Annotated in this window: 21 protein-coding genes; 9 read left to right on the top strand and 12 right to left on the bottom strand. The window is 72.9% G+C overall.

The genetic code is table 11. The features are described from left to right. Nucleotides 1-99 precede the first annotated feature (99 nt). The 3 genes from argH (at nt 100) to ada (ending at nt 2852) form a co-directional block, all read left to right on the top strand. A complete protein-coding gene (gene argH, locus D2K64_RS02420) occupies nt 100-1428 on the top strand; it encodes an argininosuccinate lyase (RefSeq protein ID WP_238383959.1) in 1329 nt (442 codons plus the stop codon). Continuing rightward, nucleotides 1425-1565, top strand: a complete 141-nt coding sequence (gene lptM / locus D2K64_RS24895; protein ID WP_162306130.1) for an LPS translocon maturation chaperone LptM — start codon at nt 1425-1427, stop codon at nt 1563-1565. The genes argH and lptM overlap by 4 nt, the downstream gene beginning before the upstream one ends. A 189-nt stretch (nt 1566-1754) precedes the next feature. Further along, a complete protein-coding gene (gene ada, locus D2K64_RS02415; RefSeq protein WP_120006278.1) occupies nt 1755-2852 on the top strand; it encodes a bifunctional DNA-binding transcriptional regulator/O6-methylguanine-DNA methyltransferase Ada in 1098 nt (365 codons plus the stop codon). Nucleotides 2853-2862: 10 nt separating this feature from the next. Here the strand turns inward: ada and D2K64_RS02410 are convergent, their stop codons facing one another. Both D2K64_RS02410 and D2K64_RS02405 read right to left on the bottom strand, forming a co-directional pair. Further along, nucleotides 2863-3729, bottom strand: a complete 867-nt coding sequence (locus D2K64_RS02410; RefSeq protein ID WP_120006276.1) for a formate/nitrite transporter family protein — start codon at nt 3727-3729, stop codon at nt 2863-2865. A 32-nt stretch (nt 3730-3761) separates the two neighbouring features. Then, nucleotides 3762-4268: a 2'-5' RNA ligase family protein gene (locus D2K64_RS02405; protein WP_120006274.1), complete on the bottom strand. Its 507-nt coding sequence runs from the start codon at nt 4266-4268 to the stop codon at nt 3762-3764. 110 nt (nt 4269-4378) lie between these two features. Here D2K64_RS02405 and lysA point away from each other — a divergent pair, with 110 nt between their 5' ends. Both lysA and D2K64_RS02395 read left to right on the top strand, forming a co-directional pair. Then, nucleotides 4379-5764: a diaminopimelate decarboxylase gene (gene lysA / locus D2K64_RS02400; RefSeq protein WP_120006272.1), complete on the top strand. Its 1386-nt coding sequence runs from the start codon at nt 4379-4381 to the stop codon at nt 5762-5764. Continuing rightward, complete coding sequence (locus D2K64_RS02395) at nt 5761-8367, top strand: TIGR02302 family protein (RefSeq protein WP_120006270.1); 2607 nt, start codon at nt 5761-5763, stop codon at nt 8365-8367. Before lysA ends, D2K64_RS02395 begins: the two co-directional genes overlap by 4 nt. 49 nt (nt 8368-8416) lie before the next feature. Here the strand turns inward: D2K64_RS02395 and D2K64_RS02390 are convergent, their stop codons facing one another. From D2K64_RS02390 to D2K64_RS02370, 5 genes are all read right to left on the bottom strand, one after another. Beyond that, nucleotides 8417-9466: a DUF2125 domain-containing protein gene (locus D2K64_RS02390; protein WP_157985689.1), complete on the bottom strand. Its 1050-nt coding sequence runs from the start codon at nt 9464-9466 to the stop codon at nt 8417-8419. Nucleotides 9467-9770: 304 nt separating this feature from the next. Beyond that, nucleotides 9771-10586: a lysophospholipid acyltransferase family protein gene (locus tag D2K64_RS02385; RefSeq protein ID WP_238383958.1), complete on the bottom strand. Its 816-nt coding sequence runs from the start codon at nt 10584-10586 to the stop codon at nt 9771-9773. Between the two features lie 7 nt (nt 10587-10593). After that, complete coding sequence (locus D2K64_RS02380; RefSeq protein WP_120006266.1) at nt 10594-11196, bottom strand: YdcF family protein; 603 nt, start codon at nt 11194-11196, stop codon at nt 10594-10596. Continuing rightward, nucleotides 11193-12056 carry a cell division protein FtsX gene (locus D2K64_RS02375; RefSeq protein WP_120006264.1) on the bottom strand — a complete coding sequence of 288 codons (864 nt, stop codon included), beginning with the start codon at nt 12054-12056 and terminating at the stop codon, nt 11193-11195. The genes D2K64_RS02380 and D2K64_RS02375 overlap by 4 nt, the downstream gene beginning before the upstream one ends. Next, nucleotides 12049-12723 (bottom strand): cell division ATP-binding protein FtsE, encoded by a 675-nt coding sequence (locus D2K64_RS02370; protein ID WP_120006772.1) that lies wholly within the window; start codon nt 12721-12723, stop codon nt 12049-12051. The genes D2K64_RS02375 and D2K64_RS02370 overlap by 8 nt, the downstream gene beginning before the upstream one ends. Before the next feature lie 144 nt (nt 12724-12867). Between D2K64_RS02370 and D2K64_RS02365 the strand changes: the two genes are divergently transcribed. Next, nucleotides 12868-13434: a zinc-ribbon domain-containing protein gene (locus D2K64_RS02365; protein ID WP_120006262.1), complete on the top strand. Its 567-nt coding sequence runs from the start codon at nt 12868-12870 to the stop codon at nt 13432-13434. 13 nt (nt 13435-13447) lie between these two features. Here D2K64_RS02365 and D2K64_RS02360 read toward each other — a convergent pair whose 3' ends face one another. The 3 genes from D2K64_RS02360 to D2K64_RS02350 are packed head-to-tail and all read right to left on the bottom strand — an operon-like array spanning nt 13448 to nt 15144. Then, the gene (locus tag D2K64_RS02360; protein WP_120006260.1) at nt 13448-13753 is read right to left on the bottom strand and encodes an AzlD family protein; all 306 of its coding nucleotides are present in this window, start codon (nt 13751-13753) and stop codon (nt 13448-13450) included. 1 nt (nt 13754) lies between these two features. Continuing rightward, nucleotides 13755-14516 carry an AzlC family ABC transporter permease gene (locus tag D2K64_RS02355; protein WP_238383957.1) on the bottom strand — a complete coding sequence of 254 codons (762 nt, stop codon included), beginning with the start codon at nt 14514-14516 and terminating at the stop codon, nt 13755-13757. Continuing rightward, entirely contained in the window at nt 14509-15144 is a 636-nt protein-coding gene (locus D2K64_RS02350; RefSeq protein WP_120006258.1) for a RecX family transcriptional regulator, read from the bottom strand. Before D2K64_RS02350 ends, D2K64_RS02355 begins: the two co-directional genes overlap by 8 nt. A 103-nt stretch (nt 15145-15247) precedes the next feature. On the opposite strand from D2K64_RS02350, the gene apaG reads away from it, so the two are divergent. The 3 genes from apaG (at nt 15248) to folE (ending at nt 16912) form a co-directional block, all read left to right on the top strand. Continuing rightward, nucleotides 15248-15658, top strand: coding sequence for a Co2+/Mg2+ efflux protein ApaG (gene apaG, locus D2K64_RS02345; RefSeq protein ID WP_120006256.1), 411 nt, complete (start codon nt 15248-15250; stop codon nt 15656-15658). Then, nucleotides 15658-16107, top strand: a complete 450-nt coding sequence (locus D2K64_RS02340; RefSeq protein WP_120006254.1) for a bleomycin resistance protein — start codon at nt 15658-15660, stop codon at nt 16105-16107. The genes apaG and D2K64_RS02340 overlap by 1 nt, the downstream gene beginning before the upstream one ends. A 139-nt stretch (nt 16108-16246) precedes the next feature. Then, the gene (gene folE / locus D2K64_RS02335) at nt 16247-16912 is read left to right on the top strand and encodes a GTP cyclohydrolase I FolE (RefSeq protein WP_238383956.1); all 666 of its coding nucleotides are present in this window, start codon (nt 16247-16249) and stop codon (nt 16910-16912) included. Between the two features lie 3 nt (nt 16913-16915). On the opposite strand, the gene D2K64_RS02330 is transcribed toward folE, so the two are convergent. Both D2K64_RS02330 and D2K64_RS02325 read right to left on the bottom strand, forming a co-directional pair. Continuing rightward, the gene (locus D2K64_RS02330) at nt 16916-17305 is read right to left on the bottom strand and encodes a RidA family protein (RefSeq protein WP_120006252.1); all 390 of its coding nucleotides are present in this window, start codon (nt 17303-17305) and stop codon (nt 16916-16918) included. Nucleotides 17306-17309: 4 nt separating this feature from the next. Then, a complete protein-coding gene (locus D2K64_RS02325; protein ID WP_120006250.1) occupies nt 17310-17951 on the bottom strand; it encodes a hypothetical protein in 642 nt (213 codons plus the stop codon). Nucleotides 17952-18008 lie beyond the last annotated feature (57 nt).

The following is an 18008-nucleotide window of genomic DNA, read 5'->3' as shown; positions in this document are numbered from 1 at the left end:
GAGGCAGATCCTTCCTTGTCCAGTCCCAGTGGGTCCAGTAGCCAAAGCCAGGGCAACCAGCAGTGGGGAGGGCGCTACAGCGCCGGACCCTCGGCCATCATGGAGGCCATCAACGCCTCCATCGGGTTCGACCGCAAGATGTGGCGGCAGGACATCCGCGGCTCCCTGGCCCATGCGGCCATGCTGCGCCATGTGGGGATCATCTCGGCGGATGACGAGGCGGCGATCCAGGAGGGCCTGAAGGCCATCGGCGAGGAGATCGAGGCCGGCTCCTTCCCCTTCAGCGAGGCGCTGGAGGACATCCACATGAACATCGAGGCCCGGCTGACGGAGCGCGTCGGCGAGGCCGGCAAGCGGCTGCACACCGGCCGCTCGCGCAACGACCAGGTGGCGCTCGACGTGCGGCTCTGGGTGCGCGACGCGATCGACGGCATCGACGGGCAGATCGCCGACGTGATGCGGGCGCTGACCGACCGCGCCGACGAGCACGCGGCCACCGTGATGCCGGGCTTCACCCACCTGCAGCCGGCGCAGCCCACCACCCTCGGCCACCACCTGCTGGCCTATGTGGAGATGCTGGGGCGCGACCGTTCCCGCCTCGGCGATTGCCGGGCACGAATGAATGAGAGCCCGCTCGGCTCGGCGGCGCTGTGCGGCACCGGCTTCAACATCGACCGCCACATGACGGCGGCGGCGCTGGGCTTCGACAGCCCGATGCGCAACAGCCTGGACGGCGTCGCGTCGCGCGATTTCGCGCTGGAATTCCTGTCGGCGCTGTCGATCTGCGCCACGCATCTTTCCCGCTTCGCCGAGGAAATCGTGCTGTGGACCAATCCGTATTTCGGCTTCGTGGCGCTGAGCGACGCCTACACCACCGGCTCCTCGATCATGCCGCAGAAGCGCAATCCTGACGCCGCCGAGCTGGTGCGCGCCAAGGTCGGCCGCATCTCCGGCGCGCTGGTCGGGCTGCTGACGGTGATGAAGGGCCTGCCGCTGACCTACGGCAAGGACATGCAGGAAGACAAGGAAGGCATCTTCGACGCCGCCGAGAGCATCGCCCTGGCGCTCGCCGCCACGGCCGGCATGGTGCGCGACATGAAGCCGGACGCGACGCGGCTGCGGGAGGCGGCGGGCGCCGGCTTCTCCACCGCCACCGACCTCGCCGACTGGCTGGTGCGCGAGCTGCGGCTGCCGTTCCGCGATGCCCACCACGTCACTGGCCGGCTGGTCGCCCGGGCGGAGGCCAAGGGCGTCGACCTGCCGGCCCTGTCGCTGGAGGCCATGCAGGAAGAGGAGCCGCGCATCCATTCCGGCGTGTTCGGCGTGCTGAGCGTCGAGGCCTCGGTCGCGTCCCGCACCTCCTATGGCGGCACGGCGCCGGTGAATGTGCGCCGCATGGCGGCTGAATGGCGGGAGCGCCTGGCATGAACCCGGTTCTGCTGCGGGCCAGTCTTCTGCTGATGGCGGCGGCGCTGCTGCTGGCCGCCTGCGGCCGTCCCGGCCCGATCCGCCCGCCCGGCCCGCCGGAGGAGATCACCTTTCCGCGGAGCTACCCGAGCCGCTGAAGCACCGTCAAAGCCGGGGTGGACGGGGCGCGCACCGGCATCCCGCTTTCCCGGTCGCGATCCCTTGATCCTGACAAGTGATGCGGCAGTACAATGGCCGCTCAACCCATCCCGGATTGCTGGGCAGGCGGCGGAGCGCCGCGGCGTTCCGCTTCCGGCAGGATGCGGGCCGTGGAAGGAGTTCACGCCATGCTCAGTATTCTGCCGCGGCCGGCACCGGATGATGCCCCCGATGCCAGCCTGCCCACTGCGGAGGATCCCCGCTGGCGGCGCATCCTGGCGCGCGATGCCGCCGCGGATGGGCTGTTCTGGTATTCCGTGGTCACCACCGGCGTGTATTGCCGCCCGTCCTGTGCTTCCCGCGCGGCGCGGCCGGAGAATGTGCGCATCCATGGCAGCCTGGACGCGGCGCGCGCCACCGGGTGCCGCCCCTGCCGCCGCTGCCGGCCCGACGAGCCGCCCAGGGCAGCGCGGAACGCGGCGCTGGTGGTTCGCGCCTGCCGGCTGATGGAGGCAGCGGAGGAAGCCCCACCGCTGGACACCTTGGCCGCCGGCCTCGGCCTCAGCCCGGCGCATTTCCACCGGCTGTTCCGCGCCGCCACCGGGCTGACGCCGCGCGACTACGCCGCCGCCCACCGCGCCCGCCGCCTGCACGCGGCGCTGGCGCGGAGTTCCACGGTCACCGAGGCGATGTACGTGGCCGGCTTCAACTCCTCCGGGCGGTTCTACGAGGCGGCGGAAGGCCTGCTCGGCATGACGCCCGGCGCCTGGCGGGCCGGCGGTGCGGGACAGGAGATCCGCTTCGCCCTCGGCACCTGCTCGCTGGGTGCCATCCTGGTAGCGGCGACCGACCGCGGGTTGTGCGCCATCCTGATCGGCGATGCGCCCGGACCGTTGCTGGACGACCTGCAGGACCGCTTCCCGCGCGCCCGGCTGGTGGGCGGCGATGCCGGCTTCGAGGCCCTGGTGGCCCAGGTGGTGGGCTTCGTGGAGGCGCCGCGCCTCGGCCTCAACCTGCCGCTCGACATCCAGGGCACCGCCTTCCAGCAACGCGTCTGGCAGGCGCTGCGGGCGGTGCCGGCCGGCGAAACCGTGTCCTACACCGAGATCGCCCGACGCATCGGCGCGCCCGCCGCGGTGCGCGCGGTGGCAGGGGCCTGCGCCGCCAACCCGCTCGCCGTCGCCATCCCCTGCCACCGCGTGCTGCGCCAGGATGGCGCGCTGTCCGGCTATCGCTGGGGCATCGCCCGCAAGGAGGCGCTGCTGGCGCGGGAACGGCAGGGCTGAGCGGAGCCGCTCAACCCTGCGCCATCTCCTCGCGCACCTGGCCATAGGCGGCCATGGCGAACAGGGCCGAGCCGCCGATCACGTTGCCGGTCAGCAGGGGCAGCAGGAAGCCGGCCAACGCCGTGCCGGCGGTCATCTCGCCATGGAACAGCAGCAGGAACACCTCCACCGCGCCGGAGATGACGTGCGGCAGCTCGAACAGCGCGATCAGGTAGGCCACCAGCACGATCACCCAGATCCGCGCCGCCTCGGCCAGGGGCAGCAGCCAGACCAGCAGCGCCATCATCCAGCCGGACAGGATGGCGCGGCCGAAAGCCTGCATCGGCGACAGCTCGGCCATGTGCCGGGAAACACCCAGGGCGCCGTCCACCAGGAAACGCGGCAGCAGGCCGGGAATCCACAGAATGGCGGCAAACAGCGCGGTGCCCAGCAGGTTGGCGGCCAGCACCACGCCCCAGTTGCGCAGCAAGGCCCGGAAGCCGCCGCGACTCGGCTTGGCGAGCACCGGCAGCACCGCGGTCAGCGTTACCTCGGTGAACAATTGCTGTCGCGCCAGGATCACGATCAGGAAGCCCACCGTGTAGCCGAAGCTTTCCACCAGTAGCCGCCAGGGCGCCTCCGGCAACAGGGTGTGCAGCGTTCCCTCGGTGGCGATCGACAGCCCGATCGACAGGCCCGCGACGACGCCGGACCACCACAGGCTGGGCGCGGGGCGGGCCAGCTCCTCGGCGCCTTCCTGCCGCACCACCTCATAGATGGCGAGCGGGCGCAGATGCGCGTGTTGCTCGACCTCTTCCTTCTCGTTCGGCGTCAGAGGTCCGGCCGCCTCCGGATCGGGCGCCTCGGAGGAGTCATGCGGATCGGAACGGCCGTTCATCCCCCGGCAAGCACGGGCGTGGCATCCCGGTTTCAACCCGAGAACGGAAAACGCCCCGCTTCTTCCCAGGGCCCGCCGCGGTAATGCCACAGCAGCAGGGCCTCGCCCCGCGCATCCCAGGGGGTGAAGCCGGCCGAGAGCCGGTCCAGCAGGTCGCGCGCCGCGGGCGGATCCACCTTGTTCTGCACCGTGACATGAGGGCGGAAGCCCTGACGGTCCTGCGCCGAGAGCCAGCCTGACCATTGCCGCGCCAGCCCGGCCCGCAGGCCCAGCAGCGCCGGACTTTCCGCCTGCAGCGCCACGCCGCGCCCGAGCGATCTCAGCCCGGCGAAGCGCAGACCGGGTGGCGGCGCGGCGGCGGCGCAGACCGCCAGGGTGGCGGCGATGGCGGGGGCCTCGGCGCCGGGCAGGGCATGAAACAGCGTCAGATGCGCCGGGATCAGGTTGCGCTCGGGCGGAAAATGCGCCCGGCGCAGCGCGTCGAGCCGGGCGAAGCTCGCGGCATCGAAGCCGAGGGTCAGGATCAGGGGTGCGGTCATGCGCCCGATATGGCGGGGCGGGGCCGCTTGCCATCCTGGCCGCGCCGCCTCTTGCATCGCCGGCCCCGCGATGGCTGGCAGCTTGGCCCTGCCATCGCTAAATGAAGCGCATGGCCGCTCCGCTCCTTGCGCCCTCCGGCGCCGACACTTCCGACCCGTCCTTCGAGGACCTGATCGCCGCACGCCCGGCGCTGCGCATGGATGCGCGGGACGGGTTGCTGATGGAGGAGGTGCCGCTGGCCCGCATCGCGCGGGAAGCGGGAACGCCGGCCTGGGTGTATTCCGCCGGCACGCTGCGCCGCCGCTTCCGGCTGCTGCGGGATGCGCTGCAGGGCGCCGGCCTCGCCGCCAGCATCCATTATGCCGCCAAGGCGAACAGCAGCCAGGCGGTGCTGCGCGTCCTGGCGGCGGAGGGAGCGGGGGCCGACATCGTCTCGGCCGGCGAGCTGCGCGCCACCCTGGCCGCCGGCATCCCGGCCGCCGCCACCGTGTTCTCCGGCGTCGGCAAGCAGGCGCACGAGATCGCCTTCGCCCTGGCCGAAGGCATCTTCCAGCTCAATGCCGAAAGTGCCGAGGAGATCGAGATGATCTCGGCCATCGCCTCCGGCATGGGGCTGGAGGCGCCGGTGTCGCTGCGCGTCAATCCGGACGTGGATGCCGGCACCCATGCCAAGATCACCACCGGCCGGGCCGAGAACAAGTTCGGCATCGCCTTCGACGACGCGCCGGAGCTGTATGCCCGCATGGCGGCGCTGCCGGGCATCCGCCCGGTCGGCATCGCCACGCATATCGGCAGCCAGATCACCGGCGGCGTGTCCGCCTACCGCGCCGCCTATGCCCGGCTGGCCGGGATGGTGCGCGGGCTGCAGGCGCGCGGCCTGCCGGTGCGCCGGGTCGATTGCGGCGGCGGCCTCGGCATTCCCTACCGCGACGAGGTGCCGGCGCCGCCCGAGGCACTGGCCGGAGCCATCAAGGCGACGCTGGGCGAGCTGGGCCTGCCGGTGATGCTGGAGCCGGGGCGCTGGATCGTTGGCCCGGCCGGCGTGCTGCTGGCCTCGGTGATCCTGCAGAAGCAGGCGGCGCTGGGCCACAAGGGAGGGCGGCGCTTCGTGGTGCTGGACGCCGCCATGAACGACTTGGCGCGGCCCTCGCTCTACGAGGCCTGGCATGGCATCATCCCGCTGTCCCCGATCGCCGCCAAGGCCGAACTGCTGCCGGCCGACGTGGTTGGTCCGGTCTGCGAAAGCGGCGACACCTTTGCCCGCGAGCGGCCGCTGCCGATGCTGGATCCTGGAGATTTGGTCGCATTCCTGGATGCGGGTGCGTATGGTGCGGTCATGAGCAGCACCTACAACGCCCGCCCCCTGGCGGCCGAAGTGCTGGTGGACGGCAACCGCCACGCCGTCATCAGGCCCCGGCAGACGCCCGAGGATTTGCTGGCGCATCAGCGCATCCCCGACTGGCTGGCCGCCGCCGCCGCGCCCGCGACCGCATGAGCGGGGGGCGCGATCCGCTGGCCCGTCGCCTGACGCGCGGGCGGCGGCTCGCGCGCTGGGCTCTGGCCTGGGAAAGCCTGTGGCCGCGGTTGTGGCCGGTGCTCGGCGTCGCCGGGTTGTTCGTGGGCGCTGCCTGGGCGGGGCTGTTTTTGGCGGTGCCGCCCTGGGTGCATCTGGCGCTGCTGGCGCTGTTCGCCGTGCTGCTGGCCGTGGCGGCGTGGCGCCCCTTCCGCGGTTTTCGCTGGCCCGGCGACGCCGCGGCCGAGCGCCGCCTGGAATCCGCCACGGGCCTGAAGCACCGCCCCATCTCGACCCTGCGGGACCATGCGATGTCGGAGGATCCGGCGACGCTGGCGCTGTGGCAGGCGCATCAGCGCCGGGCGCTGGCCGGGTTGAAACGGCTGCGGATCGGCGTTCCGCGTCCTGGCCTCGCGGCTCGGGATCCGCGGGCCCTGCGGGCCGGCCTGTTGGTGGCGCTGTTCGCCACGCTGGTGATCGCCGGCGGCGAAGCCGGCGAAAGGCTGCGCCGGTCCTTTGTTCCCGGCAACCTGCGCGCCGTGGCCGCGACGCCGGCGCTGCGGCTGGAGGCCTGGGTGACGCCGCCCGCCTATACCGGCGCCGCACCGGTTTTCCTGGATCCGTCGGGCGGCGTGCTGACGGTGCCGCAGGGCAGCCGCCTGCAGATGTCGCTGTCCGGCGGCAGCGGCGGCGTGCCGGAGCTGCGCCTCGACCAGACCGCCATTCCGTTCCGCACCCTGGAAGCCGGCGCCTTCGCGCTGGAACAGCCGCTGGATCGCGGCGCCCGCATGGTGCTGCGCCGGGACGGCGTTGATCTGGCCGGATGGACCGTCAGCGTCCAGGCCGATACGCCGCCCACCGCCGCCTTCCAGGAACCGCCCGGCGCTTCGCAGCGGGGGCTGGCCTCGCGGCTGCCCTGGCGCGCGACGGATGACTGGGGCGTTGCCCAGGCCCGCGCCGAATTGCGCCTGTCCGCCCGGCCGGGTGCCGCGCCGCTGCTGGTGGAACTGCCGGTCGGGGCCGATCCGAAGCAGCCGCGCGGCGTGGCGCAGCCGGACCTGTCCGGTCATCCCTGGGCCGGCCTGCCGGTGCGCGCCCGCATCGTCGCGCGGGATGGCGCGGAGCAGGAAGGCACCTCGGAACTCCTGGAATTCACCTTGCCGGAACGCCGCTTCACCCATCCGGTGGCGCAGCGGCTCGCGGGATTGCGCAAGTCGCTGTCGCTCGATCCGCTGGCCCGCGACCCGGCGCGCCGCGACCTCGATGACATCGCGGCCCGGCCAGATGCGTTCGAGAATGATCTGAACACCTTTCTGGCGCTGCGCGTCGCCCGGTTCCGGCTGCAGCGCGACCGCCGGCCTGAAGCGGTGGAGGAGGCGCAGGCGCTGATGTGGCAGATCGCCGTGGCGCTGGAGGAAGGCCGGACCGACCGCACCGCCCGCGCGCTGGCCGAGGCGCGCGAAGCCCTGCGCGAGGCGTTGGCCGAGGCCGAGCGGATTCCGCCCGATGCCGAACAGCGTGCCGAGCTGGAACGCCGGGTGCAGGAATTGCGCGAAGCGGTGCAGCGCCACCTCGAAGCCCTGGCTGAGCGGCTGCGGCAGGAGAATGCCGAACCCGTGCCGCCCGATGTCGCCCAGCGGTTGATGGACCCGCGGGAGCTGGAGCGGCGCACCCAGGAGATGGAGCAGGCCGCGCGCGAAGGCCGCACCGATCGCCTGGAGCAGGAATTGGCCGAGCTGGAGCGCATGCTGGACGCGCTGCAGAATGGCCAGATGGCAGCCCGCCCCGAGGGTGGCCGCAACAGCAGCCAGCAGCAGCAGCAGCGCCAGCAGGGCGAGCAGCAGATGGGCGCCGTGCAGGACATGGTGCAGCGCCAGGGACAGATGCTCGACCGCGCGCACCAGCGTGGCGAGGACCGGCCGCAGCAGCGTCCCGGCCAGCCGCAGCAGCGCGGTCCGCAGCAGGGGCAGCGCCAGCAGGAACAATCCTCTCCAGGGCAGCCGCCGCAAGGGCAGGGCCAGCAGGCGCAGCCTTCGCAGCAGGGTGCGCCCTCGCCAGAGGCCGATGCGCGGCAGCAGCGGGCCCTGCGCCGCGCCCTGGGCGAGCTGATGCAGCAATTCGGCGACCTGACCGGTGAGGTGCCGGAAGCCCTCGGCCGTGCCGACCAGGCGATGCGGCGTGCCCAGGAAGCGCTCGGCCGGGGCCGCGACTCCACGGCCGACCAGCAGGAAGCTATCCGCGAACTGCAGGAAGGCGGTCGGCAGATGGCCCAATCCATGCAGCGCCAGTTCGGCCAGGGCGAAGGCCAGGGCGAGGGGCAGGAGAATGGCCAGAACGGCAACGTGCAGGCGCAGGGCCAGGGCCAGGACCGGGCGGGGCAGCAGGCCGATAGCCGCGACCCGCTTGGCCGGCCGACGCGCGAAGGTCCGGGCGCGAATGACCAGGGCAGCGACACGCGCGTGCCGGAGGAGGCGGAATTGCTGCGCAGCCGCCGCATTCAGGAGGAGCTGCGCCGCCGCGGCGCGGAGCGCGAGCGCCCGGCACCGGAGCTGGACTACATCGACCGGCTGCTGAAATCCTTCTGAGGAGTCTTGCCCGGCGTGGCGGCCAGCGCCGGGGCGGACAAGCAATGCTTTAGCGGCCCTGGCTCCAGCTCAGCACGGGAAGCCGCAGCAGCGTCAGCCCGGCCGCCAGCAAGGTCCGGTCGCGCAGCTGCACCGGCACGTCCAGCCGCGGGGGCCCGCCGGACGGGTCGGGCCGGGCCAGCAGCGGCAGCAGCCCACGCGCCAGCAGCGCGGTGCGCGGGGCCAGGAGACCCGCATCCGCCAGCGCATCGGCTCCTCGCCCCGGATTCACCAGCAACAGGCGCCCCTCGCCCTGGGGCTGCAGCGCCGCGTCCAGGCTGATCCGCCCGGCCACCCCCGCGGACAACCCGCCCCATTGCACGAACAGGCTGCGCAGATCGAGCTCGCCACCGCCATCCCGCCACGCGGCGGCGCGGGCCGCCGGCGGCGGGCCGGCGGCGCCCAGATCCGGGGCGGGGCCGATCAGGGCGGCCTGAACGGTCAGGCTGGCCATCACCGGTCCGAGCGGCGCCTCGCCCGGCAGGGTGAGGTCCCGCAATTCCAGGTTCAGGATCCGTCCTTCCAGGCGTCCCGCGCCCTGCGCCACCAGCAATGCCTCGGCTCCTTCCCCGATGCGGAGCTGCCGCAGCATCAGGCGAACCGGCGCATCCGGCTTTCTGGGGCGGACCGGGATGCTGGCACGCAACTGTTCGGCGCGCAGGGGCAGCGACTGGTCCGCCACCTGCACCCGCTGGGCCCCGAGCGGCTCCGCATCGGCCTCGCGCCAGGCGGCGTTCCATGGCGTCAGGAACAGCCGCAGTCGGAGCTGCTCGGCCTGCCAGGCGAGGCCGCCCGGCAGACCGGCCAGCGGCATCACCATCCGCAACTGCGGCAGCGTGAGGTCGAGGCGCAGCGGCCATCCGGCTCGCTGCGGCGCGGCATGGGCGATCTCCCATCCCTCGGCCCGGCGCGCCGCGGCCCAGCGGTCCAGCCGTTGCTCCGCCTGGTTGCCGGCCCACCACCACAGCCCGGCATGAGCCGCGAGCAGCAGCAGCACCGCGCCGCCTGTCATGCTCAGCCATCGCTGCAGGCGGCGGCGGGGGGCGGGGCACTGCATCATGGCCGCGACCACCGCAACACCGGCCTCGGCAGACCGGCAGTTTCGATTCGCGGCCGACGCAGCAAGGCGCGCCCGTGCTTATCCGCAAACTTATCCACAATCCGGCCCCCGATGCGCGTGGCATAAATTCTTCGGCGGCGGCAAGCGTTGTGCCGCTGCGGAGCGATTTTGATGAAATTCAGTGGCTTCATTGTCACGCAGCGGTGGCGAAATGATCGCTAGCCGGCGATCCGGCGGCAAAAAGCCAATCCCCGCAGCGGCTTGCAGGGCTCGGCTGGGCCTGATCTGAACATCGGTCCGCAACTTACCCCACAGAATTATCCACAGCGATCGCGGCGGGTCCTCCCGCCGACATGACGAGGCGATCGGTTTCCGTTTCGATGGCGTCGGACAGCGAGCGCAGCAGCTCCACGCGGGGTTGACCCGGCGGAAGCGGCGGCAAGATGGCCACCGTGATCGCGCCAGGCCGCTTGGCAAAGGCGCGCCGACCCCAGCGCAGGCCGCTATCGGTGGCCACCGGTACCACCGGCGCTCCGCTGGCTGCCGCCAGCGCCACCACACCCGGCAGGTAGGATACGCGGGTGCCCACGGCGGTGCGGGTGCCTTCCGGGAAGATCACGATCTGGTCGCCCGCCCGTAGCGCCGCGCCGGCTTGCCGCACCATGCGCTTCAGGGCCGAGGCGCCGCCCTGCCGGTCCACCGCCACAGCGCCGTAATGCTGTGCCATCCACCCCCAGGCGGGGATGCGCAGCAATTCCTGCTTCAGCACATAGACCGGCTCCGGCAGCAGGGCCAGCCAGACGATGGTGTCATAGGCCGACTGGTGCTTGGCGGCGATCACCACCGGCCCCGGCGGCAGGTTTTCCCACCCGGTGACGCGCAGCGAGATGCCGCACACAACCCGCAGTAGCCACAGCATCAGATGCGCATAGCCCCGCACGTAGCGGCGCATCAGCCGGCGGGGGAAGGGCAGCAACAGCATGCCGAACAGACACCACAGGCCGGTCACGCCGAAGAACAGCACGTTGAACAAGGCCGAGCGCAGCAGCGTCAGAGCACCGGGGGGGCCAAGGTGGCGTTCGAGGGGATCATCCTGGGTCCGGCCCAGGTCGCGCGTCATCCGAGGCTCACTCCGGTTTCAGGGCCGACAGGCCCAGCATGGCACCGATAAGCTTGATATATTCCCGTGCCAGCAGCCCCGGCCGGGGCCCCGCGGTTTGCACCGGATGCGGCACCAGCGCCACCCCTGGCAAGACCCGGCGCAATTCCAGCAGGGCGCGCGGCATGTGAAAAGCGGCCGTGACCACGCGCACGGACCGCATGTCGTGGCGCGCCACCCATTCGGCGATCTCCGCGCCGTTGCCGCGGGTGCTGGTGGCGGCGCGGCCCAGGGTGATGCGGGCGGCGAATTCCGGTGTTGTCAGCAATTCCGCCGGCAAGCCGGCGGAGCGGGACAGTTCGTCCAGCATGGAACTGGGCCCGACGCCGGAAATGATCAGCCAGCGCGCGCGTCCCTCGGCCAGCAGCACCAGCCCGGCGCCGACGCGCTGCGGCCCGCCGGTCAGCACCGCGACGCCGTCTGTCGGGCGGATCGGCGCCTCGGGCACCTGGCGTGCCAGGCCGGCGAAAAAGGCGAAGCCGCCCAGCAGTGCCAGGGCGAACAGGATCGGCAGCAGCCAGAGGCGGCTGCGGTGGCCACGCCGGCCGCCATCGGGAAGCGGCGGGCTCAAGGCAGGCGGCGCAGCCAGCGCCGGACGCTGAACTGCGCCGTGGCCCAGCCGATCAGGCCGGCCACCGGCGGCAGCAATGCGAGGTCCAGCCAGGGCAGCGCGCTCCAGGGCTGCACCACACCCCCCGACAGGGGTGCCGCCAGGCCGGACAGCGCCGCCAGCGCCGGCACCGCGATGGCCGCGCCGGCCAGCGCGCCACCCGCCGCCAGCAGGCCGATGCGACGCGCGAAGCGGCCGGCAATGTCGGATTGCGTGGCGCCCAGGTCGTGCAGGATCTCGATCGCCTGGCGGCGGGACGCGACGCCGGCACGCGTCGCCACCGCCACCACCGCCACGGCCACGCCGATCACCAGCGCCAGCACCGCCAGCGCGACGCCCTGAACGCTGCGCGCCAGCGCCGCGAGCCGGGCCACCCAGATGCCGTGCGCCTCGACCTCCGCTCCCGGGATGGCCTCGGACAACGCACGCTGCACGGGCGCGGGGTCGAGGTTGATGTTCTTCAACCGCAACTCCAGCACGGAAGGCAGCGGCAGGGCAGGCACCTCGCCCAGCCAGGGGCGCAGCAGCTCGCGCATGCGGTCGGGGCTCACCGGTTCGGCCACGGCCACTTCGGGGCGGGCGCGCATCAGCGCCAGCGCCTCGTCCATGCGGCCGGATTGCTCGGGCGGCAGCTGCACCGTGACGGCGGCGGCGGCGCCATGCTGCCAGCGGTTCTTCAGCGCCTCGGCACCGCGGCTGCCGGCCAGGGCCAGCGCCGCCAGCAGCGCCATCGCCGCCACCAGCCCCGGCAGCAGCTTGTCGGACAGCGCACGCTTCAGGCCCAGCGGGTCGCGGGCGCGTCGGATGCGGCGCTCAGCCATGATGCACCACCCGGCCAGCTTCCAGCCGCAGCGAGGCGGATGGAAACTGCGCCACCAGATCCTCGCTGTGGGTGGCCACCACCACGGTGGTGCCGAGCCGGTTCATCTGCGTCAACAGCGCCAGCAGCCGGCGCGCCTGATGCGAATCGAGGTTGCCGGTCGGCTCGTCCGCCACCAGCAGCGCCGGGCGCGTCACCACGGCGCGGGCGATCGCCACGCGCTGCTGCTCGCCGCCGGACAGCTGTTGCGGCAATGACATCTCCCTTCCCTGCAGGCCGACCCAGCGCAGCATCTCCGTCACGTCCGGGCGCAGGCTGCCTTCCGAGCGCCCGGCCAGCCGCAGCGGCAGCGCCACGTTGTCAAAGGCGGAGAGGTAGGGCAGGAGGCGGAAATCCTGGAACACCACGCCGATCTGCCGCCGCAGCGCCGGCAGCGCCGCCCGGCGATCGGCGCGCACCTGCTGGCCCAGCACCTCCAGCTTGCCGCGCGTCGGCAACTGCGCCAGGTGCATCAGCCGCAGCAGCGACGACTTGCCGGCGCCCGAGGCGCCAAGCAGCCAGGTGAAGCTGCCATCCGGCAGGGTGAAGGAAAGATCGGACAAGGCCTCTGGTCCCAGGCCGCCATCGGGCGAGGGGTAGCGGAGGCCGACCTCAGTGAAGCGCACCATGGGCCGGGGACATGCCACGCGACGGCGATCGCCGCCACCCGTCGAGCGCTGCACGGCGCCTGCGGGCGCCAGTGGATATGCCGCCGCAACGGCTTCGCCGTGCCGGCTTGCGGTGCTTCCGCGCAGCCGGCACATAGCGGAACGATGCGCATCCAATGTCCCGACTGTGCCGCGGCCTATGAGGTGCCGGACACCATGCTGGTGCCGGGCCGTGCGGTGCGGTGCACCCGCTGCGGCACCCGCTGGCAGCCCATGGCCGCGGCTGGGCCCGCCGCGAGCCCCGCGGCGGAACCGCCGCCCGATACCGAGCCGATGGTCGAATCGCCTCCGGCCGTGGCCGATGGCGGCGGCACGGCCGAGGCGACACCTCCCCTGCCGGCCGTGCCGGCCGGATCGCCGGCCGCGCGGCGGCGGCATCCGCTGCGGCCTCGGCCCCGCCCGGCGCCGATGCCGGAGGCCGATCCGGACCGGGTGCTGATGGCGGAGCCGGCCCGTGCCCTGTTGGCATCGCGGGAAGCGCCGGCGCTGATGCTGCCGGCACCGCTGCCGGCCGGCGCACCGCGCGCCGGGCTGCTGGCGCCGCTGCTGGCCTGGCTGGTGTCCCTGCTGCTGGTGGGCGGTGCGCTGGCCGCGCTGTGGATCTGGCGGGCGGAGCTGGCGGCGGCCTGGCCGCCCGCCTCTCGGCTGTTCCAGGCACTGGGCCTCGACTAAGGCGGGCGCGGCGTTAGGCAACGCCCATCCATTGCAGCGCCCAAATGGCCGCCACCCCGGCCAGGATAGCGGCGCCGAGGCTGCCGGACAGGCGCTGCGCCAGCAGCACCGCCGCCACTGCCGGCAGGCCGGCCCAGCCCAGCGCCGAGAAGGCGAGCGCCACATAGGCCACGAACAACGGGCCCGGCAGGTGACGCAGCCAAGCTTCCACGAAGGGCGGCGGGCGCACCACGCGCAGCACCGCATAGCCGCCGGCCCGGCAGAGATAGGTCACCGCCGCCATTCCCAGGATGGCCAGCAGCACGTCGCCGCGCAGCATCTCAGCGGGCCGCCGCGGGCGGCACCCGGCGCAACTCCAGCCAGGCGGCCAGGGCCGCGCCCGACAGGGCCGCCAGCAGCAGCGGAAGCGGTGCCGGCAGGTTCAGGCCGTGCAGCAGCACCGCCAGCGCGGCGGTCAGCAGCCAGGGCAGGAGGTCGGCGCGCGGGCCACGCCAGATGGTGGCCAGCAGCGCGGCGAAGGTGGCGGCACCCGCGAACAGAAAGGGATGGCCGGGCGGAAGCCGGACCGCGCCACCCAGCAGGTGCCCCGCGGCCACCGCCACCATCCATGCCGCATACATCACCAGCCCGATGCCGAGCAGGAAGCCGGCATCGCGCCCGCCGGCCCGCATCTCCGTGACGCTGAGGGCGAAGGAGTGATCCACCATGATGCCCAGCGTGCCCCACAGCTTCCAGCCGCCGAGCCGGTCCAGCCAGGGCGACAGCGCCGCGCCCATCGGCGCCATGCGGATATTCGCCGCGGCCGCCGCCAGGGTGGCGGCCAGAACCGGCGCCGGATCGGTCCACAATTCCAGCGCCAGCAATTGCGAACTGCCGGCAAAGACCAGCCCCGACATCAGCAGGGTTTCCAAAAGGCTCAGCCCCTTGCCGGCGGCGATCACGCCCACCACCAGGGCAAAGGGGGTGAGCCCCAGCAGCAGCGGCACGGCGGCGCGGGCGCCGCGCCGCACGCCATGCCGGGTGAACACCACTGGTCCGGCGAATGGCGGAACCGGCGGGTCGGCAGGCCCGGCCTCAGCCACGCCGCGCCTCCAGCAGGCGCTGCTCGGCCTCGTCGGGCTCCATGTCCAGCGCCCGCTCGGCGACGTCGCGCGGGAAGCCGGCGCGGGCCAGGGCGCCGAGCGTCTTCAGCCGTGCTTCCTGGGATGGCGGCTGCTCGGCGGCGAAGGGGCCGGCGCGGCGGCGGCGCAGATGGCCGAGGGCGGCGGCCAGCTCGTCCGGCTCGGCCTCCTCCAGCACTGCGGCGGCAGTGCTGCCCGCGACGCCCTTGGCGGCCAGATGGGCCTGGATGGCGCGGCGGGAACGGCCGGATTGGTTCAGCCGCCGCGCGCGGGACGCGGCGAAGGCGGCATCATCCACCGCGCCGGCCGACACCAGGCGCCTGGCCACCTCCACCGCGGCGGCGCGGGCGGCGATCATGGCGGCGGCGATGCGATCGGTGGGTTGGCCCTCGGCCTCGGCGCGGCGGGCCCAGCGGTCGATGCGGCGGTGCAGCACGCGCAGCAGCCCGGCCTCGGTGACGGCGAAGCGGGCCAGATGCGCCAGCGCGGCCTCGCGCAGCGTGCCGGCCTCGGGCGCCGGGCCGACGGGGCGCGGCTCCGCCCGCCGGCGCGGCGCCCGCGACGGTTCCTGCCTGGGATGGCGTTCCATGGCCTTATCCTGCCATGCGGGAACGGGCTTGCCCACTCGCGGCCTCGACGCCGCCCGTCGGGCGACGCAGAATGCCCGGCTGTTGCAACCCAGCGGAGAGCCCATGCCGCAGCCGCCTGTCTTCAGCGCGACCACGCGCGAGGTGTGCGTCTCGGTGCGCGCCTTCTTCCTGGCCGACCAGTCGAAGCCGGCCGAGTCGCATTTCGTCTGGGCCTACCGCGTCACCATCGAGAACCAGGGCAGCCGCGCGGTGCAGCTGCTGCGCCGTTCCTGGGAGATCACGGACGGGCAGGGGCGGGTGCAGCATGTGCACGGCCCCGGGGTGGTGGGCGAGCAGCCGGTGCTGGAGCCGGGCGAAAGCTTCGAATACACCTCCGGCACGCCGCTCGCGACGCCGTCCGGTTTCATGCGCGGCACCTACCACATGATCGATACCCTGAGCGGCGATCCCTTCGACGTGGCCATCCCGGCCTTCAGCCTGGACAGCCCGCACCAGGCCGGCGTGCTGCATTGATGGCTGTTCCGCCGCAGCAGGCCAATCCTGCTGAGGTGCCGCCGGAGGCGGTGGCCCTGGTGCCAGAGCTGGAGGTGTCGGATTTCGCCCGCAGCCTGCGATTCTATACCGGGCTGCTCGGCTTTCGGGTGCTGTATGACCGGCCGGAACGGCCTTTCGCCTATCTCACCCTCGGCGCCGCGCATCTGATGATCGAGCATGGCGGCAGCTGGATCACCGGCGCGCTGGAGAAGCCGCTGGGGCGGGGCATGAATCTCCAGATCACCGTGCCCGATGCCGACGCGGTGGCGGCCCGTCTCGCCACCGCGGAATGGCCGCTGTTCCGCCCGCCGGAGGAGGCGTGGTACCGGCGCGGCGGCGAGTTCGTGGGGGCGCGGCAATGGGTGGTGCAGGACCCGGACGGCTATCTCCTGCGCTTCGAGCACGCCCTGGGCACGCGCCCGGCCTGAGGGCGGTGGGCGTGCGGCGGGGGTGAGTCCTGCGAGAAGCAGGCTTGTGCTGCGGGCCGCCAGGCCCGAATTGTGCGGCAAGCCCCGCTGCCGCCGTTCGCGGCAGGCTCGATCGGGTCGAGACACCGGAAGATTGACCGTGAACATCACCGTGACGTCGGCCCGCCAGCCGGCCCAGCCCGCCGCCACCAACCGCGCCGACGCGGATCCCGCGCCGTGGCGCCCGAGCCGGGCCGAAGCCGAGGCGGCGGTGCGTACGCTGCTGCTCTGGGCCGGCGACGATCCGGACCGCGAGGGGCTGCTCGACACCCCGGCCCGTGTCGCCCGCGCCTATGAGGAGTTCTTCTCGGGCTATGCCGAGGACCCGGTGGAGCTTCTCGCCCGGTCCTTCGCCGAGACCGACGGCTATGACGAGATGGTGGTGTTGCGCGACATCCGCCTCGAAAGCCATTGCGAGCACCACATGGTGCCGATCATCGGCCGCGCCCATGTGGCCTATCTGCCGGCCGGGCGGGTGGTCGGCATCTCCAAGCTGGCACGGGTGGTGGAAGCCTATGCGCGCCGCCTGCAGATCCAGGAGAAGCTGACGGCCCAGGTGGCCAACAGCATCCAGGAGGTGTTGCAGCCGCGCGGCGTCGCCGTGGTGATCGAGGCCGGGCACCAGTGCATGACCACGCGCGGCGTGCACAAGCCGGGCGTCGCTATGATCACCAGCCGCATGCTGGGGGAGTTCCGCACCGATCCGGCGCTGCGGCGCGAGTTCCTGGCCATGGTCAACAGCGGCAGGCCGCTGCCCGAGGCCTGAGGCTCAGCCGGCGGCTTCTGCCTCCACTTCGGCCACGAGGCGCGGATCGGCCAGCCCCGCCACCACCATCAGGGTGGAGCAGGGCGCATGCCCGCCAAACAGCCGGTCACGCTCGGCCCGCCACAGTGGCAGGTGCGCGCGGTCGGTCAGCAGCACCGTCAGCTTCACCACCTGATCCGGGCGCATCGCATGCGCCGCCAGCACGGCGCCGAGGTTCTCCAGCGCCTGGCGGATCTGCGCCGCCGGCTCCTCCAGCATCGTGCCATCCGGGGTGACGCCGATCTGGCCGCTGATGATCAGCCGGCGCGCGGCGCCTTCCACCAGCGCCGACTGGGAATACCGCGCCGCCGGAACATGCACGCCCGGCGGGCTGGAAAAGGACACAGTGGCCATCCGCTCAGCTCCCGGCCGGGCGCAGGCTTTCCTGCTCCAGCGGCGCCGGCAGCGGCGCCGTGGGATCGCCCAGCATCAGCCAGTCGCGCAGGTTGCGGCGCAGCTGGAATTCGAATTCCACGTTCAGATCGTCCATCGCCTGGCGCACGATGGTGTCGGCGGCACGGGCGCGCCCGGCCTCCCCCTCGTCGATGGTGGTGGCGGTGCGGCGCGCCTCGGCTTCGGCGAAGCCGACGCGGCGGCCCTCATTGTCCAGTACCTCGACGCGGACGCGGACCACCACGGTCAGGCGCTCGGTACGCTGGGAAAACAGGCCGCCGGGCTGCGCCAGTTCCCGCGTCAGGGTGGCGTTGTCCACCATGAAGCGGGCGCGGCCGGTGGTGCCGACGGCGACCAGGCGTTCCCGCCCCATGCGCAGCGCCTGGACCAGCGGCGACAGGGGCGCCGGCGGGTCGATGCGGAAGCCGAGGCCCGGCGGCGGCTCCAGCACCTCGACCTCCAGCACGTTCAACCGCAGCGGCGTCAGGAAGCCATAGCCCGGCGGCGGCTGCAGCCGTGGCTGGGCATCGCCGCCGGCACAGGCCGCCAGCGCAAGGGAAGGGAGCCCGAGGGCGGCGGTGAGCAGGGGGCGGCGCGGCAGCGTCATCTGGCTTGCGATCTCCCATGGCGCGAGGAAACCGGCTGACCCGGCCCGTCGCATTCG

It is taken from the genome of Teichococcus vastitatis (assembly GCF_003604215.1).
GTDB lineage: Bacteria > Pseudomonadota > Alphaproteobacteria > Acetobacterales > Acetobacteraceae > Pseudoroseomonas > Pseudoroseomonas vastitatis.
This window is presented reverse-complemented; position numbering and strand designations above follow the sequence as displayed.